Genomic DNA, 15,813 nt, shown 5'->3' with positions numbered 1-15,813 from the left:
ACTCACCGCCCCACGAAAGGCGACTCCCAGCTCACCGCCCCGCCGAAGGGCGACTCCCCAGCACGCCACCCCGCGGCAGACCCTCAGCTCACCACCCCGCAACAGCCCCCAGCTCACCGCCCCGCGGCAGGCGGCTCCCCGTACTCCTCGACCGCGTGCCGTACCTCCGCCAGGGCGTCCGCGAGGGCGCTCACCGAGCCGACCGCGCCGGCGATCAGGAGCAGCGACCGCCGCAGGCGCGGTACTTCGGGCTCGCCGCGGCCGGTCATCTCGGTGAGCGCGGCCAGCTCGTCCTCGGCGATGCCCCGGTCGGGGAACTCGCCCGGGTGCGCGGCCAGTTCACGGCGCAGCCTGGACACAGCGGCCCGCAGCCGCTCCGCCCTCGGTTCCGCATTGCCGTCCGTCACTGATCGCCTCTGTCGCACACTTCGCAACACGGTTCATCCCCCTCGCACGCCGTTGTGCGTCGTCCTCGTCACGTCTGCCTTACGCGTGCCTCACGTCTGCCCTACGTGTGCACTACGCGCGCCTTGCGCCTGCCCCGCTCGCTTCATGGCTCTCGTCACCGGCCCCGTGCTGCGATGGTCGGCCGCCGGGACGCGGGACAGTAAACGCCACGCCTTGTACCGCACGCCACTCCCCGGACGTGATTCGGGACGGCCGGCCCGCACCGCGCGGCTCTGCCCGGCCGTGCCAGGGCATGGCCGTTCGTAGGCTTGCCGCATGAGCGACGACGAGAAGCCGCTGTTTGCCGGGCTTCTGCTCGCGGCGGGCGGCGGGCGGCGGCTCGGGGGGCGGCCCAAGGCTCTGCTCTGCCATCGGGGGCGGCCTCTGGTGGAACACGCGGTGCGGGTGCTGCGTGAGGGAGGTTGCGGCGAGGTGCACGTGGTACTCGGTGCGGCGTCCGCACTCGTACGGGAGAGGGCCGCGCTCGACGGGTGCGTACTGGTGGACAACCCCGACTGGGAGGAGGGCATGGGATCCTCACTGCGAGCCGGGCTCGCCTCCCTCACCGGAGCGGCCGGAGCGGCACGAACGGCCGGAGCGGCAGGAACGGCCCCGCGGGCCGTGCTCGTGTCGCTCGTCGACCAGCCGGGCATCGGCGCGGCCGCGATGCGGCGCGTGGCGGGCGCGGGCGTCTCGGCCGTGTCCCTGACGGCGGCCGCGTACGACGGAAAGCGCGGGCATCCCGTCCTCTTAGGGGCGGACCGCTGGGCGGACGTCGCGGCGAGCGCGGCCGGCGACCGCGGGGCGCGGGCCTATCTGAGAGCCCACGAGGCGGAGATCACACTCGTGGAGTGCGGGGATGTCGCGGAGGCGTACGACATCGACGTCGAGGCCGACCTGGCGCGCCTCGAGTGAGGTCATGGGGCCGCACGGGCAGGACTCCGGCAACGCCCCGGCTCGACTCGAACGGCCATGTGCGGCACCTTGAGTGACGGAGGTGGCACTCAGCGACATGGTCTGTCGACTCAGAGAATCTCGACATCAACAAACCATTGAAGTTCCACCATGAGAAAACTATTCTCCACTGGTCAGAAGTACCTCGTACCCCTGGCGGCCCCTGGGACCGGTCTCCGGCCCATGCGGCACTCAGTGCCGAGTAAAGGCTCCGCCCGCTGAAGGAAGTGACAGCTCATGTCCGCACCAGCGCCGTCCCCGCTGGCCATCGTCGACGCCGAGCCCCTGCCTCGGCAGGAAGAGGTCCTCACCGACGCGGCCCTCGCCTTCGTGGCGGAGCTGCACCGGCTGTTCACGCCCCGGCGTGACGAGCTCCTCACCCGCCGCGCCGAGCGCCGCGCCGAGATCGCCCGCACCTCAACTCTCGACTTCCTCCCGGAGACCGCTCGGATCCGCGAGGACGACTCCTGGCGTGTGGCCCCCGCGCCCGCGGCCCTGAACGACCGCCGCGTGGAGATCACCGGTCCCACCGACCGGAAGATGACCATCAACGCCCTCAACTCGGGCGCCAAGGTCTGGCTCGCCGACTTCGAGGACGCCTCCGCCCCCACCTGGGAGAACGTCGTCCTCGGTCAGCTCAACCTGATGGACGCCTACGAGCGGAACATCGACTTCACGGACCCGAAGTCCGGCAAGTCGTACGCCCTCAAGGACGCCGGCGAGCTGGCCACCGTCGTGATGCGCCCGCGCGGCTGGCACCTGGAGGAGCGTCACCTGAAGTTCGACGGCCGTCCGGTTCCCGGCGCCCTGGTCGACTTCGGCCTGTACTTCTTCCACAACGCCAAGCGGCTGATCGAGCTCGGCAAGGGCCCGTACTTCTATCTGCCGAAGACCGAGTCGCACCTCGAGGCCCGCCTCTGGAACGACATCTTCGTCTTCGCCCAGGACTACGTCGGCATCCCGCAGGGCACCGTGCGCGCCACCGTCCTGATCGAGACGATCACGGCCGCGTACGAGATGGAGGAGATCCTCTACGAGCTGCGCGACCACGCCTCGGGCCTGAACGCGGGCCGCTGGGACTACCTCTTCTCCATCGTCAAGAACTTCCGTGACGGCGGCGCCAAGTTCGTGCTGCCGGACCGCAACGCGGTGACGATGACCGCCCCGTTCATGCGCGCCTACACCGAGCTGCTCGTGCGCACCTGCCACAAGCGCGGCGCACACGCCATCGGCGGCATGGCGGCCTTCATCCCGTCCCGGCGCGACGCCGAGGTCAACAAGGTCGCCTTCGAGAAGGTCAAGAACGACAAGGACCGCGAGGCCGGCGACGGCTTCGACGGCTCCTGGGTCGCGCACCCCGACCTCGTCCCGATCGCCATGGAGTCCTTCGACAAGGTTCTCGGCGAGAAGCCGAACCAGAAGGACCGGCTCCGCGAGGACGTCGACGTCAAGGCCGCCGATCTGATCGCCATCGACTCGCTGGAGGCCAAGCCCACCTACGACGGACTGCGCAACGCCGTCCAGGTCGGCACCCGTTACATCGAGGCCTGGCTGCGCGGCCTCGGCGCCGTCGCGATCTTCAACCTCATGGAGGACGCGGCCACCGCCGAGATCTCGCGCTCCCAGATCTGGCAGTGGATCAACGCCGGTGTCGTCTTCGAGAACGGCGAGACGGCCACCGCGGACCTGGTCCGCAAGGTCGCCGCCGAGGAGCTCGCCAAGATCCGCGAGGAGATCGGCGAGGAGGCCTTCCAGGCCGGCAACTGGCAGCAGGCGCACGACCTTCTGCTCCAGGTCTCGCTCGACGCGGACTACGCGGACTTCCTGACGCTGCCCGCGTACGAGCAGCTGGTGGGCTGACCGCCGCCTGAGCAGTGCTGTGCCCCGTGGTGCCCTTGCGGCGCCACGGGGCACAGCCATGTCCGGCTTTCGTCTTGTGCGGGCCCCTCGCCCCTTGCACACTCACGGGGCTCCTCCCCCACCGGCGCACCACCGCACGAGGAGGCCCCACCATGCTCCGGACGCGTACGGCCACACTGACCGCCCTCGTCGCCCTCGCCCTCGGCGCCGCCCCCACCTGGGCCACCGGGGCCGCCGGGGCCGAACAGACCGCACCCGCCGGCTATGTCGTGCTGCTCGACAACTCCCCGCAGGCCACCGCTCGTTCGGCGGTCGAGACCGCGGGTGCGCATATCCGGCGCACGTACGACACCGTCCTCGACGGATACGCCGTGACCGCCACCGCGCGGCAGGCCCGGCAGCTGGCCGCGCAGCCGGGGGTGCGGGCCGTCGTTCCGGACACCCCGGTGCGGGCGAGCGCCGAACAGCGGGACCCCACCTGGAATCTGGACCGGATCGACCAGGAGAAGCCGCCCCTGGACGGCGTCTACCGCTACCCGGACTCGGCGGGCACGGGTGTCACCGCGTATGTCCTGGACACCGGGGTGCGCATCGGCCATCGCGAGTTCGGCGGGCGCGCCGCCCACGGCCGTGACCTGGTCGACGGCGACGACGTCGCACAGGACGGCAACGGGCACGGCACCCATGTCGCGTCGGTCATCGCGGGCGCCAGGTACGGCGTCGCCAAGAAGGCCCGCGTGGTGGCGGTCCGGGTGCTCGGCGACAGCGGCGGCGGCTCCACGTCGACCGTCATCGCGGGCATCGAGTGGGTCACCGAACACGCCGCAAAGGGCCCCGCCGTGGCCAACCTCAGCCTGGGCGGAGCGGCCAACGAGGCCCTGGACGAGGCGGTACGCAATTCCATTGCCGCAGGCGTGAGTTACTCCACGGCCGCGGGCAGCTCCAACACGGATGCGGGCAAGTTCTCGCCCGCCCGTGTCGCCGAGGCGCTCACCACCAGCGCGACGGACCAGAGCGACGCACGGTCGGGTTCGGCCAACTACGGACCGGCACTGGACCTGTTCGCACCGGGCCGCGGGATCACCGCCGCCTGGAACGGCTCCGACACCGCCACCGCCACGCTCTCCGGTACGTCGATGGCCGCCGCCCACACCACCGGCGCCGCCGCCCTGCGCCTGGGCGAGTCACCGGCCGACACCCCGGCGCGGCTCGCCGCGGCACTCACGGCGGCGGCGAGCGCCGGGGTGGTGAAGCAGCCGGGCACCGGCTCGCCCAACCTGCTGCTACGAGTGGGACGTTGACCGGACGGCCCGCCGGCTCCTACTTCTTCAGCGCCTCCAGGCACAGCGCGACGTCGGACGGGCCGCGCGTGTACGTGATGGTGAACTTGGACTGGCCCGCCGCGCACTCCAGGGTGCTGGCGCTGATGCCCTCCTTCGCCACCTTGAACTCGGCCTTGGGGTCGGAGCAGTCGACGACCCGGACGTCCGGCTCGTCGGTGGTACCGGTCTGTTCCACGCACTCGCCGGTCTCGGCGCCATGGGCCGAAGTGTCCTTCTCGGCGGCCCGCTTGGCGTCCTCCACGGCGTTGCTGTCGGAGCCGGGCCCGCCGGTGACGAGGTAGTACACGCCGACGGCTATGGCCGCGATGACGAAGGTCACGACCTGCAGGACGTTCTTGTTGATCCCCCGCCGCCGCGGGGGCCGCGGCTGCGGCTGGCCCTGGAACGGCTGCTGCTGGCCCTGGAACGGCTGCTGTTGCTGCGGCGGGTACGGGGCCTGGCCCTGCTGGGGGTAGCCGTACTGCGGCTGTTGGGGCTGCTGCGGCTGGCCCTGCTGCTGGTATCCGTACGGAGACTGCTGCGGCTGGCCCTGCTGACCGTAGGGGTTGTTGTAGCCGCCCTGGGGCGGAGGAGGCGTGGACATCGTGGGCGTTTCCCCGTCAGTTGTGGTGTCGTCGGCCGGCCGATGGCAGCGGCTCATCTGCTGGCGCACCCAGGTAAGTTAGCCCCTCCTGTCACTTCTGCAACGGGCAGGGCACCCGGCGGCGCTCGCCGGGTATCAACTCCCCATGACAAAGCCCCCACTGCTGCTCATAGACGTCGACGGCCCCCTCAATCCGTACGCGGCCCGCCCGTTGCGCCCCCGCGGCTACACCACCCACCGCTTCCACCCCGCCAACTGGTCGGCCCGCCAGCGCCCCGGCTCTCGCAGGCTCCGCCGCGGGCTGCGGGTGTGGCTGCACCCGGGACACGGTGCGCGACTCACCGCGCTCCCCCTCGAACTGGCCTGGGCCACCACCTGGATGCACGAGGCCAACGAGCTGATCGCCCCCGTGATCGGCCTCCGCCGCGACCTGCCGGTGATCGAGTGGCCAGAGCTGTTCGCCCGGGACCCCGACGGCCTGTACTGGAAGACCCGCCACGTACTCGAGTGGGCCGACGGCCGCCCCTTCGCCTGGGTCGACGACATGATCACCGACCTCGATCTGCGCCACGCCGCCCAGCACTACGACGCCCGCTCCCTGCTCCTGCGTATCGACCCGCGCAAGGGACTGCGGCAGCGGGACTTCGACCGTCTCGTGGGGTGGGCGCGGGACCTCTGAGACTCCGGCGCGCCGTTGTCAGTGGCGCCGGGCACGATGGAGGAGACGCGACGGCGGGCGGGCGAAGCGGGCGCACAGAGCAGCGATGAGCGGCAGGGAAGACGCGCGGACGAGCGGCACAGGAAGGGGTGCGCGCGATGAGTGGGCGGCTGACTGCGGGGCAGCGGCGGATCATCGGCGCCGCGGACGACGTGACCGGGCGGGTCACCGGATCCGAGGCACAGCTCGCGGGTCTGGTGCGGCTCGGGCTCGCGTTCCGGCACGCGCGGCCGCCGCGTGCGCACTTCCTGACACCGGCAGGACACCGGGTGCGCGCCGAACTCCGCACCGCCGCGCCGCCACCGGCCGCGCCCGCCACCGACACCGGCGCCGGTGTCTTCGCCGCCCGCACCGGCACCGAGACGGACGGACCCGCCTCCGGTCCCGTGCGCCGGCGCGAGGTGCACAGCGCCTGGCAGGGCCTCGTCGAGCTGCGCCGTATGACCAACCCTGACGGGGCGACGGACCGCCCCTGTGCCTGGGAGCGCGGCCACTTGGTGCAGGCCGCGGCCCTCGCCCTGGAGGCCGCCGACTGCCACCCCGCGTCCCCCGGCAACCCGGGGTACCAGGTCTTCGCGACCCCACAGCCCGAGGCGGTGGGGGTACGCGTCGTATCGCGCACCGGTGCGCACCCCGCTGCCGGTTCCGACACCCACGGCACGGACCTCAAGACCTGCGCCGCAGCCCTGGAGCAGGCCGGCTGGCAGGTCGGTGAGTACGGGGAGCGCGGCGGCGGACGCTCCCTGCTGGCCTCACCGAGACGGGTGTGAAGCATGTGACACCGGCGCCCGCATGCACGCGCGCGCCCTGGGCAGCCGAGGGGGCAGCAGAAGAAGGCACGTGGCGAACGGGGGCGGCGAACAGATGCCGGCAGAGCAGAACACGGACCAGAAATCGGAGCAGGGAACGGAGCAGGGAACGGGACAGCAGTCAGCGCGGAAGTTAGGGAAGGAATCAGGGCAGAGCACTGAGGCCGGGGCGGCGCCCGCGACGGCACAGGGCGCGCGCAATCCCTACTTCGACAACGCCAAGTACCTGACCATCGTGCTCGTGGCCTGCGGGCACGCCTGGGAGCCGCTCACCTACGGCAGCCGTGCCACCACCGCGCTCTATCTCCTCGTCTACGCCTTCCACATGCCGGCCTTCGCCCTCATCTCCGGCTATTTCTCCCGGAGTTTCGACCTCGGCCCGGGCCGGGTGCGACGGCTCATCTCCAGCGTGGCCGTGCCGTATGTCGTCTTCGAGGTCGCGTACACCCTCTTCTACCGCTGGGCGCAGGACGATCCGGGCTATCCGATCAGCCTGCTCGACCCGTGGTACGTGATGTGGTTTCTGCTCGCCCTGTTCATCTGGCGGCTCACCACCCCGCTGTGGCTCCTGATCCGGTGGCCGGTGGCCGTCGCCCTGGCCGTGGCCGTGGTCGCCTCCGCCTCACCGGCACTCGGCGGCGACCTGGCACTGCAGCGCGTCCTCGGCTTCCTGCCCTGCTTCGTCCTCGGGCTGGTCCTGAAACCCGAGCACTTCGAGCGTCTGCGCACCCGCGCGGTGCGCCTCGCCGCGCTGCCCGTGGCCGCCGTCGCGCTCGTGGCCGCGTACTGGGCGGCGCCGTGGTTCGACGCGGGCTGGCTGTACCACCGCGGCGACGTCACCGGGCGCGGCGTACCCGCGTGGGCCGGTCTGCTCACCACCCCCGCCCTGTTCGTGCTCGCGATGCTGCTCACCGCCTGCTTCCTGGCCTGGGTGCCGGGCGGCCGCCACTGGTTCACGGCCCTGGGCACGGGCACTCTGTACGGCTATCTGCTGCACGGTTTCCTGATCAAGTCCGCCCGTTTCTGGGACTGGTACGACCACCCGTGGCTGCACACCCCGCTCGGCGCGGTCGCCGTGACGGTCACCGCGGTCTCCGTGATCGCCCTGCTCTGCACGCTCCCGGTGCGGAAGATCTTCCGTCCGCTGGTCGAGCCGCGGGTGCAGTGGGCCTTCCGGAATTCCGCCCCCGCGAAGGAGGTTGGGCATGATGACCCGGCCCCGGGTCGTACGCCCGCTTCGAAAGGCAGACCGTGACCAAGCCCTACACCGTGCCCGTGACCGTCCGTGGCTATGAGACGGACACTCAGGGCCATCTCAACCAGAGCGTGTATCTGCAGTACGCCGAGCACGCCCGCTGGTCCCTGCTGCATGCCGCCGGTGTCACCCAGAGCGTGCTCGTCGGCAAGGGTGTCGGCCCGGTCGCCCTGGAGACCACGATCCGCTTCCGGCGCGAGCTGCTCGCCGGGGACGAGGTCACGGTGGACTGCGCGTTCCTGTGGGGCGAGGGCAAGACGTTCCGGATCGAGCAGACGGTCCGCAAGGCGGACGGAACGGTCTCGGCGGAGATAGCCGCGGTCGGCGGGCTGCTCGACCTGAAGCAGCGCAAGCTGGTGGCCGACCCGAGAGAGTATTTCCGGGCGCTGGCCTCGAACCCCGAGCTCTTCGGCCTGTAGCCGTCCGGTTCCGGGGGCCACCAGGCCTCCGGACGCTCCCCGGCGGCCGTCGTCTACCCTGGACTCGGGCCGTGACTGGCGCTGAGGTGGAGCACCACCGGGGAGCGGCCCGACGGTCCGCCGTCCGCACCGCCGCGCGCCTGGGCGATCACCATCCGCAGCAGCCGAAGCTGCAGCCGATGTGCCGATGTGCCGATCACCCCGGGAGCAGCCCATGACGCAGCCCATGACCGACTCAGCCCTTTCCGCCCGGCTGATGGACGGCACCGCCGTCGCCCGCCGGATAGCGGAGCGCACCGCGGCCCGCGCCGCCGCCCTCACCGAGCGCACCGGCGCCACCCCCTGTCTGGCGACCGTCCTGGTCGGCGAGGACCCGGCGTCGGTGACGTACGTACGAATGAAGCGGAACCGGTGCGAGAAGGCCGGGATCCGTTCCCGTCATGTGCCGCTGCCCGCCGCGACGACCACCGAGGAACTGATCGCGACCCTCACCGCGCTGTCGGCCGACCCCGAGGTGCACGGCATCCTGCTGCAGCACCCGGCGGGGCCGCACATCGACGAGCGGGCCGCGTTCGAGGCGATCGCGCCGGAGAAGGATGTCGACGGCGTGACGATGCGGTCGTTCGCGGCGATGGGCTTCGCGCTGCCCGGCTTCGCGTCCTGCACGCCGGGCGGCATCATGCGCCTGCTCGACGCCTACGACGTGGACCCCACCGGCAAGCGCGCGGTGGTCGTCGGCCGCAGCGCGATCCTCGGCAAGCCGGTCGGCATGATGCTGCTCGCGCGGGACGCGACGGTCACGTACTGCCACTCGCGCACGCAGGACCTGTCGTCGCTCGTCCGCGAGGCGGACATCCTGGTCGCGGCGGTGGGGCGGCCCGAGTTCATCAAGGGCGCGGACATCAAGCCGGGCGCCGTGGTGGTCGACGCCGGCTACAACCCGGGCAATGTGGGCGACGTGGAGTTCACGGCGGCCGCCGAACGCGCGAGCCTGATCACACCGGTGCCCGGCGGCGTCGGTCCGATGACCATCGCGGTCCTCCTGGAGCAGACCCTGGACGCGGCGGAGCGGCAGCTGGGCGTGACCGCGGGAGCGTAAGGCTTCGACCGGGACCGGGACCGGGACCGGGCACGGGACCGGGGCCAGGACCAGAACCGGGATCGGGACCGGAGGCGTAAGGCTTCGACCAAGGCCGTGCTTCCGGCAGCCCGGCGAGCCGGTCCCCCGGCCCCGGACGGCAGCCGGACGTGGCCTCGGGCGGCCGGGACTTCCGGTGTACGGTCGGTCCCGGCCGTGGCTCCCCCCAGGGGATGCCCGGCCGGGAACCGGCCGCACCAGGGGAGATGAGTCACGATGAGCCCGCGCCGGGCCACGCAGTCCGCGGAGCCGACCTTCACCGAGCGCGCCCGCCGCGAGCAGCTCGTCGCGTGCACGATCGAGCTGATCGCCACCCGCGGCTATCCGGCCACCTCGCTCGCGGCGATCGCCGAGCGGGCCGGCCTCTCCAAGGCCGCCGTGCTCTACCACTTCTCCTCCAAGGACAATCTGACCCGGGCCGCGTTCGAGCACGTCATCAGCCGGTTCACCGCGTATGTGCGGGAGCGGGTGGAGGCGGCACCCGATCCTCGGGCGGCGGTGATCGCGTATGTGCGCGCCATGGTGGGCTATCAGCAGGCCAACCGGAACCACGTCCGCGTCATCACCGAAGTGCTGCTCGACGACGCGGACGGCACCCGCCTGAAGACGCCCGGCCGGCATGACACCGGCGGCCGTGTGGACGGGCTCGCCGAGCTTCTCGCGGCGGGCCAACGCGCGGGCCTGCTCCGGGAGTTCGAGCCCCGCACGGTCGCCCTGGCCGTGGGCGGCGCGATCGACGGCGTGATCGCGCACTGGCTCGCGCACCCCGGCCTCGATCTGGACGCGGCGGTGGAGGAACTGGTGGAGTTCACGCTGCGCGCGATCGACCGCTGAGGCGGCAGGCGCCCTCTATGCGCACCCCCATACGCGCCCGGGCCGGCCCCACGCGCGCGTGCCCGTGCCTACCCCTGCACCCGCCGCCGCGCGAACTCCGGTGCGTGTTCCGGTCGTACGCCCATGCCGCCCGCGTACGCCGCGAGCCCCTGCAGGAGCGGGGAGCGGCGCACCAGGCGCAGGGGGAACGGCAGCCGGTGGCCGTCGAGGGTGCCCTCCAGGGCGGGACGGAGCAGCATCTCGTGCTCGGCGAGCTGTGACTTCTGTGTCACGGCGGTGGGCAGGGTGCGCCGCTTCTGTACCCGCGCGAGTACGTCCTCACCGGCGCGGCCGCGGCTCAGCAGCGGCTGCGCGAGCAGCCGGGCCGCGGCGACGGCGTCCTGCACGGCGAGGTTCACTCCGACTCCGCCGACCGGCGACATGGTGTGCGCGGCGTCGCCGATGCACAGCAGCCCGTCGGCGTACCAGCGCGGCAGCCGCCCCATCGTGACGTCGAGCAGCTTCACGTCGTCCCAGGACCCGACGGCGGCGGTGACCTCCTCGCCCCAGCCGAAGAGTTGGCCGAGCCGCTCGCGCAGCCAGCGCACGTCGTTGCGGCGCAGCGCGGCGTCCGTGCCCTTCTTGATCAGGTAGGAGGTCTGGTAGTAGTCGCCGCGGTCCATGGTGACGGCGACCTGTCCGGCGCCGAAGTGGCCGAAGACCCGGCCGCTGCCCGCGGCCCCCGGGTCGGGTGCGGGCACCCTGACCTGCCATACGTCCATGGGGACTTGGAACGGGTTCTGGCGCAGGCCCGCCGCCCGCGCCGCCACGGAGTCACGGCCGTCGCAGGCGACGGTGAGGCCTGCGGCGAGTTCGCCCGGTGCGCCGTTCTCGTCGACGTACCGCACACCCGTGACCCGGCCGTCGGACGCGGTGGTCAGACCGGTGACGGCGGTGCTCATGCGGAGGGTGAACGCGGGCTCGGCGGCGGCCGTTCCGGCGAGGAGCGTGAGGAAGTCCCACTGCGGGACCATGGCGATGTACTTGTGGCGGCCGCGCCCCGGCATCCGCCGGAAGTCCGCCATGGTGACGACGGCGGAGCCGATGTGCATCCGCATCTCCTCCAGGCGCCGCGCGGGCAGCCGGGCGAACTCCGCGCCGAGGCCCAGCTCGTCGAGGAGCCGCAGGGTCGACGGATGCACGGTGTCGCCCCGGAAGTCGCGCAGGAAGTCCTTGTGCTTCTCCAGGACGGTGACGTCGACACCCGCGCGCGCGAGGAGCAGACCGAGCATCATTCCCGCGGGCCCGCCGCCCACGATGCAGCACGTCGTGCTCTTGCGTTCTTCCGGCGCCATGCCGTGGCCTCCCCGCTTCACCGCTCACCCACGGGCGAGCAGCTGTTCATCACTCACCCGTGGGCGAGCACCTGTCTGACCGAGTGGTAAGCAATCTAACCGATCGGTCAGGCACCGTGGGCATCGGCCCCGCACCCGCGCCAACTAACAATCAGCGCAAGCCGAGTTGGCAGCTCAGGCAGCAGCGTCCGCGCGGGCGGCAGGCCACGCTGTGGCGCCATGAGACACATCCACACCGGCGCGCGCTCCCGTAGCAGCAGCCACCGCGCACACAGCCGAATACCGAGCCGGACATCCGGTCCGGCACACAGCCGAATACGCAGCCGGGCCCACGGCCGCCTCCGGTTATGGACCGCCGCGGCAGCCGTGATCACCGCGACCGTCCTCGTTCCGCAGCCGGCCCTGGCGGGCCCGCCGCAGGTCCGGGCCGACGCGGCCAACCCGTACGAACGGGGCCCCGATCCCACCGAGGAGAGCATCACCGCCGAGCGCGGCCCGTTCGCCGTCCAGAAGGTCGACGTACCCGCGGGCAGCGGGCAGGGCTTCAACCGGGGCACGATCACCTATCCCACCGACACCAGCGAGGGCACCTTCGGGGCCGTGGCCGTCAGTCCGGGCTTCGTGTCACCGGAGGCGTTCATCAGCTGGCTCGGGCCACGGCTCGCGTCCCAGGGTTTCGTGGTCATCACCATCGACACCAACACGCCGTTCGACTTTCCCGACGCCCGCGCCGACCAACTCCTCGCCGCGCTCGACTACTTGACGACCAAGAGCGCGGTGAAGGACCGCATCGACCCGCAGCGGCTCGCCGTGATGGGCCACTCCATGGGCGGCGGCGCGAGCCTGCGCGCCTCCGCGAAACGGCCGCAGATCCAGGCCGCCGTCCCGCTCGCACCCTGGCACACCACCAGCGCGTGGGACCAGAACAAGGTCCCCACGATGATCATCGGGGCCGAATCCGATTTCATCGCCCCGGTGGCCATGCACGCCGAGCCGTTCTACGAGAACCTCAAGTCCGCGCCCGAAAAGGCGTACTTGGAGATGAAGGGCGCCGACCACATGGCGCCCGCGCTCGCCAACGTCACCACGGCGAAGTACGGCATCGCCTGGCTCAAGCGGTTCGTGGACGACGACACCCGCTACGACCAGTTCCTGTGCCCGCCGCCGAAGCCGTCCCCGGCGATCGGTGAGTACCGCGACACCTGCCCCAACGGTTAGGTTCCGCCCACCTTTCACCCGGCCGCACGGCGTGACTTCGCGCCGCGCGGCCGGGGTCGGAGCAGGGTGCCGTGCCGCACGGGGTGCCGGGGCACGCTGAGGCACCGGGACCGGCCAACATCGAGGGGGAGATTCCGTCTTGAACCTCTCCTTACCGGACAAGCCGGGTCGCTCCTAAGGTGAGGACGCACGATCAGCCGCGATCACCCGCGCATCGCAGATCACGGATCGCAGATCACGGATCGCAGAACGCAGATCACGGATCGCGGATCGCGGATCACGGATCACCGTCTTCCCTGGAGGTTTCATGGCTCTCCTGCCCGACGGCGAGTACCTGATCAAGAACGTCGCCGCAGAAGATCTCTACATCGACCTGTACGGGGCCAACCCGGAGCCCAACACCCCCATCGTCGGCTGGCAGCTGACCAAGGGTGACAACCAGAAGTGGAAGATCACCACGGTCAACGGCGTCAACGAGTTCACCCTGAAGTCCAAGGCGGGCGAGGCCTATATGGGCCTGAGCCTGCTGCGGATCTTCCCGCCGCTCATCGCGTCCGAGCCCATGCCGGTGAAGTGGTCCGTCGAACCGGTCGGCGAGAACATGTTCCGCCTCGCCTTCCCCTACATGGACGGCACGCTCACCCTGCAGCGCCCCGCCCAGGGAGCCCAACTCGCCCTGGAACCCTGGCGCGGGGACGAGCTGCAGAAGTGGACCTTCGAGTCCGCGTAGCGAACCCTGTGTCCAGCGAACCCTCCGCGTAGCAACCCCTCCGTGGAGCGAGCCTTCGTACGACAGCCGCTGTCGCGCCAAACCCGGGCGCGGCAGCGGCTGTTGCGTACCCACACCCGTACGGCAGGCACGCCCCACGCCCCGTCCTCGTACGGCAGGCACGCCCCGCGCCCCGTCCTCGTACGGCAGGCACGACCCGTGCCTCTGTCAGTGGGTCGTGCCACGATGTTGTCGTCGAGGTCACGGGGGTCTCGACGGGGGTTCGAGGAGGGGCGGATGGCGGGTCCTTTCCCTTGGTCGTCCCTGCGTGCGCGCACCCGGGGCGTGCCCCCGCCCCCGAGGCGGCCCGACGGCGGTGGGCACGGACCGCAGCCGCCGGACACCGGCCAGGCACCGCCCGCTGACGCCGCCCGCCCGGTCCCCACCAACCGTCGTGTGCGCCTGGTCGTCGAGGTGCTCGACGACCCGGACGAGGTGGCCCGCGCCACCGAGGCCCTCGCGGCGCAGCCCGGCTGGACGGTGCGGCCCGCCGAGGAGCGCGACGGCGTGACACCGCAGACGCGGTGCACGGTGCTCGTCGTCGACGTGGCCGCCCGCGGGGCGAAGCGGACGGCGGTCGGGTCCGTGCGCGAGAAGGCCGCCCGGCTCGCCGAGCAGCGCAAGATCGCGATGTGGGTGCGCCGCGCCTGGCTCCATCTGCCGGTCCGCGCCCCGGATGTCACCGTCGTCCATGTGCACCGCACCACCCCCGCCGGAGCGGGCCCGCTGCGCTCCTGGCTCTGGCGGCAGTGGATCGCCGTCGGGGGCGCGGACACTCATCACACCCTGCTCCTGCCGGGGCCGCCCGACCCCGACCCGGAGGTCGACAAGCGGCGGGCCAGGGCCGAGCTCGTCGGCCGCGATGTCATCGGCGCCGAGCCCTTCGACCCGGCCACGCACGATGTGCGGCTCTCCGTGGGGCCGCGGCCCGCCGTGCACACCTCGCAGCGCCGGCTGATCACGCATCTGCTGCTCACGGTGGCGTTCGTCGTGGCCATGGCGGGGTGCGGGATGGTGCTCGCGGCGGGTGCGTCGCCGTGGCGGTTCGCCGTGCTGCTGCCCGCCGCCGCCCTCGTCTGGCCGGTGGGCCGCTGGACCACGTCGAACGAACCCAGGCCCTGGGTCTTCCGGCTCTCGGTCGGACTCGTCCTCACCGGCAGCATCGTCTTCCTCGGCTTCCTGTGGCACAGCAGACGTCCCGGCGGCCTCTCGGCCCAGCTGGTGGCGCTGCTGCCGGCGCTGCTCGTGGTGTTCACGGTCCTGGGCGTCTGGCACGCGGTGGCGCACTCGTGGTTCAGCCGCAATGTGCACTGGCTGCTCCCGGTCCTCGTGGCGCCGCTGCCGTTCGTGCTGCCCTGGGCCGGGTCGTTCCTGCACTCCGTCTATCTGGAGGACGGCCTCGGCATACCGGCGAACTCCGTGCACATCGCCTTCTACTGGCACTACGCCGCGGCGCTCGAACCCCTCGCCACCGCGGCGGGCCTCGCGCTCGTCTTCGTCGCCTGCACGGGCTGGGCACGCTACTTCGACTGGCAGATGGGCGCGGGCGGACTCATACCGTGGAGCGCGCCGCTGCTCATCGCGGTCTTCGCCGTGACGCTGGGCTCCAGCACCCTCGACGAGGTGGCGGACGCGGCCGAGCGCGCCGCGCGGGACACCCGCTCGGGGCAGCGGCCCGGCTCCTACTACGGCCTGCAGGGCGAGTTGGTGTGCGTACGGCCGCTGGAGAAGGGCAAGGCACTGCCGGTCCACGGCGGCCCGGCGCCCGTGGGCCACCCGGTGCTGACCTTCAAGCCCGAGGGCGACACGGTGTGGGTCTGGGACCCGGACCCGGCACGCGGCCGCGACGCGACGCGGCACGCGGTGCGGCTGCGCGCGGAGGACATCGAGCTGCTGCCCGCACGACGCGGCACCTGCCCCTGACCGCGCCGCCTCTCCGCACAAAGCGGGACCACCTGGCTTCAAAGAGGGCCCATCTCGCCCCTCGAACCGATCGAAACGCTCAACTTGGTTCAATCCGTTGAGCGTTTGAGCGCCTCCATGTTAGAAACCGCTTACTCCCAGCAGTCCCCAGGAGCACGCCCCTACTCCTCCCCCACCCCTCCCCGCCCCTCCCTGCTCCTCCCCTCCAC

Annotated in this window: 15 protein-coding genes and 1 riboswitch; of the genes, 12 read left to right on the top strand and 3 right to left on the bottom strand. The window is 71.8% G+C overall.

The features are described from left to right. Positions 1-113 precede the first annotated feature (113 nt). On the bottom strand, positions 114-407 hold the full coding sequence (locus ACFQVC_RS02570) for a DUF5955 family protein (RefSeq protein ID WP_381825926.1): 294 nt from the start codon (positions 405-407) through the stop codon (positions 114-116). Between the two features lie 316 nt (positions 408-723). On the opposite strand from ACFQVC_RS02570, the gene ACFQVC_RS02565 reads away from it, so the two are divergent. The 3 genes from ACFQVC_RS02565 (at position 724) to ACFQVC_RS02555 (ending at position 4,562) form a co-directional block, all read left to right on the top strand. Then, the gene (locus ACFQVC_RS02565) at positions 724-1,362 is read left to right on the top strand and encodes a nucleotidyltransferase family protein (RefSeq protein ID WP_381825924.1); all 639 of its coding nucleotides are present in this window, start codon (positions 724-726) and stop codon (positions 1,360-1,362) included. A gap of 276 nt (positions 1,363-1,638) precedes the next feature. Then, complete coding sequence (gene aceB, locus ACFQVC_RS02560; RefSeq protein ID WP_381825922.1) at positions 1,639-3,261, top strand: malate synthase A; 1,623 nt, start codon at positions 1,639-1,641, stop codon at positions 3,259-3,261. 152 nt (positions 3,262-3,413) lie between these two features. Next, the gene (locus ACFQVC_RS02555) at positions 3,414-4,562 is read left to right on the top strand and encodes a S8 family peptidase (protein WP_381825920.1); all 1,149 of its coding nucleotides are present in this window, start codon (positions 3,414-3,416) and stop codon (positions 4,560-4,562) included. A gap of 19 nt (positions 4,563-4,581) precedes the next feature. Here ACFQVC_RS02555 and ACFQVC_RS02550 read toward each other — a convergent pair whose 3' ends face one another. After that, complete coding sequence (locus ACFQVC_RS02550) at positions 4,582-5,187, bottom strand: LppU/SCO3897 family protein (protein ID WP_381825918.1); 606 nt, start codon at positions 5,185-5,187, stop codon at positions 4,582-4,584. Between the two features lie 145 nt (positions 5,188-5,332). On the opposite strand from ACFQVC_RS02550, the gene ACFQVC_RS02545 reads away from it, so the two are divergent. The 6 genes from ACFQVC_RS02545 (at position 5,333) to ACFQVC_RS02520 (ending at position 10,360) form a co-directional block, all read left to right on the top strand. Beyond that, positions 5,333-5,866, top strand: a complete 534-nt coding sequence (locus tag ACFQVC_RS02545; protein ID WP_381825916.1) for an HAD domain-containing protein — start codon at positions 5,333-5,335, stop codon at positions 5,864-5,866. A gap of 137 nt (positions 5,867-6,003) precedes the next feature. After that, positions 6,004-6,675, top strand: coding sequence for a hypothetical protein (locus ACFQVC_RS02540; RefSeq protein WP_381825914.1), 672 nt, complete (start codon positions 6,004-6,006; stop codon positions 6,673-6,675). Between the two features lie 94 nt (positions 6,676-6,769). Further along, a complete protein-coding gene (locus ACFQVC_RS02535) occupies positions 6,770-7,969 on the top strand; it encodes an acyltransferase family protein (RefSeq protein WP_381825912.1) in 1,200 nt (399 codons plus the stop codon). Continuing rightward, positions 7,966-8,388, top strand: a complete 423-nt coding sequence (locus ACFQVC_RS02530) for an acyl-CoA thioesterase (RefSeq protein ID WP_381825910.1) — start codon at positions 7,966-7,968, stop codon at positions 8,386-8,388. Before ACFQVC_RS02535 ends, ACFQVC_RS02530 begins: the two co-directional genes overlap by 4 nt. Before the next feature lie 61 nt (positions 8,389-8,449). Then, positions 8,450-8,541, top strand: a riboswitch (ZMP/ZTP riboswitch). A 61-nt stretch (positions 8,542-8,602) separates the two neighbouring features. Beyond that, on the top strand, positions 8,603-9,487 hold the full coding sequence (locus ACFQVC_RS02525) for a bifunctional 5,10-methylenetetrahydrofolate dehydrogenase/5,10-methenyltetrahydrofolate cyclohydrolase (RefSeq protein WP_381825908.1): 885 nt from the start codon (positions 8,603-8,605) through the stop codon (positions 9,485-9,487). Between the two features lie 255 nt (positions 9,488-9,742). Continuing rightward, positions 9,743-10,360, top strand: coding sequence for a TetR/AcrR family transcriptional regulator (locus ACFQVC_RS02520; RefSeq protein WP_381825906.1), 618 nt, complete (start codon positions 9,743-9,745; stop codon positions 10,358-10,360). A gap of 68 nt (positions 10,361-10,428) precedes the next feature. On the opposite strand, the gene ACFQVC_RS02515 is transcribed toward ACFQVC_RS02520, so the two are convergent. Continuing rightward, entirely contained in the window at positions 10,429-11,694 is a 1,266-nt protein-coding gene (locus tag ACFQVC_RS02515; protein WP_381825904.1) for an FAD-dependent oxidoreductase, read from the bottom strand. A 219-nt stretch (positions 11,695-11,913) separates the two neighbouring features. Here ACFQVC_RS02515 and ACFQVC_RS02510 point away from each other — a divergent pair, with 219 nt between their 5' ends. From ACFQVC_RS02510 to ACFQVC_RS02500, 3 genes are all read left to right on the top strand, one after another. Beyond that, on the top strand, positions 11,914-12,912 hold the full coding sequence (locus ACFQVC_RS02510) for a dienelactone hydrolase family protein (protein ID WP_381825902.1): 999 nt from the start codon (positions 11,914-11,916) through the stop codon (positions 12,910-12,912). A gap of 307 nt (positions 12,913-13,219) precedes the next feature. Next, a complete protein-coding gene (locus ACFQVC_RS02505) occupies positions 13,220-13,642 on the top strand; it encodes an RICIN domain-containing protein (protein ID WP_381825900.1) in 423 nt (140 codons plus the stop codon). A 276-nt stretch (positions 13,643-13,918) separates the two neighbouring features. Further along, positions 13,919-15,604 carry a hypothetical protein gene (locus tag ACFQVC_RS02500; RefSeq protein WP_381825898.1) on the top strand — a complete coding sequence of 562 codons (1,686 nt, stop codon included), beginning with the start codon at positions 13,919-13,921 and terminating at the stop codon, positions 15,602-15,604. Positions 15,605-15,813 lie beyond the last annotated feature (209 nt).

It is taken from the genome of Streptomyces monticola (assembly GCF_042665355.1).
Lineage (GTDB): Bacteria > Actinomycetota > Actinomycetes > Streptomycetales > Streptomycetaceae > Streptomyces > Streptomyces monticola.
The sequence above is the reverse complement of the archived record's forward strand: the minus strand, read 5'-3'. Positions and strand labels throughout refer to the sequence as shown.

Bases quoted from the DNA above. Each gene is read 5' to 3' on its own strand.
- ACFQVC_RS02555 (WP_381825920.1), top strand. From the start codon at position 3,414: ATGCTCCGGACGCGTACGGCCACACTGACCGCCCTCGTCGCCCTCGCC.
- ACFQVC_RS02540 (WP_381825914.1), top strand. From the start codon at position 6,004: ATGAGTGGGCGGCTGACTGCGGGGCAGCGGCGGATCATCGGCGCCGCG.
- ACFQVC_RS02500 (WP_381825898.1), top strand. From the start codon at position 13,919: ATGGCGGGTCCTTTCCCTTGGTCGTCCCTGCGTGCGCGCACCCGGGGC.
- aceB (WP_381825922.1), top strand. From the start codon at position 1,639: ATGTCCGCACCAGCGCCGTCCCCGCTGGCCATCGTCGACGCCGAGCCC.
- ACFQVC_RS02535 (WP_381825912.1), top strand. From the start codon at position 6,770: ATGCCGGCAGAGCAGAACACGGACCAGAAATCGGAGCAGGGAACGGAG.
- ACFQVC_RS02545 (WP_381825916.1), top strand. From the start codon at position 5,333: ATGACAAAGCCCCCACTGCTGCTCATAGACGTCGACGGCCCCCTCAAT.
- ACFQVC_RS02505 (WP_381825900.1), top strand. From the start codon at position 13,220: ATGGCTCTCCTGCCCGACGGCGAGTACCTGATCAAGAACGTCGCCGCA.
- ACFQVC_RS02510 (WP_381825902.1), top strand. From the start codon at position 11,914: ATGAGACACATCCACACCGGCGCGCGCTCCCGTAGCAGCAGCCACCGC.
- ACFQVC_RS02550 (WP_381825918.1), bottom strand. From the start codon at position 5,187: ATGTCCACGCCTCCTCCGCCCCAGGGCGGCTACAACAACCCCTACGGT.
- ACFQVC_RS02565 (WP_381825924.1), top strand. From the start codon at position 724: ATGAGCGACGACGAGAAGCCGCTGTTTGCCGGGCTTCTGCTCGCGGCG.
- ACFQVC_RS02525 (WP_381825908.1), top strand. From the start codon at position 8,603: ATGACGCAGCCCATGACCGACTCAGCCCTTTCCGCCCGGCTGATGGAC.
- ACFQVC_RS02515 (WP_381825904.1), bottom strand. From the start codon at position 11,694: ATGGCGCCGGAAGAACGCAAGAGCACGACGTGCTGCATCGTGGGCGGC.
- ACFQVC_RS02520 (WP_381825906.1), top strand. From the start codon at position 9,743: ATGAGCCCGCGCCGGGCCACGCAGTCCGCGGAGCCGACCTTCACCGAG.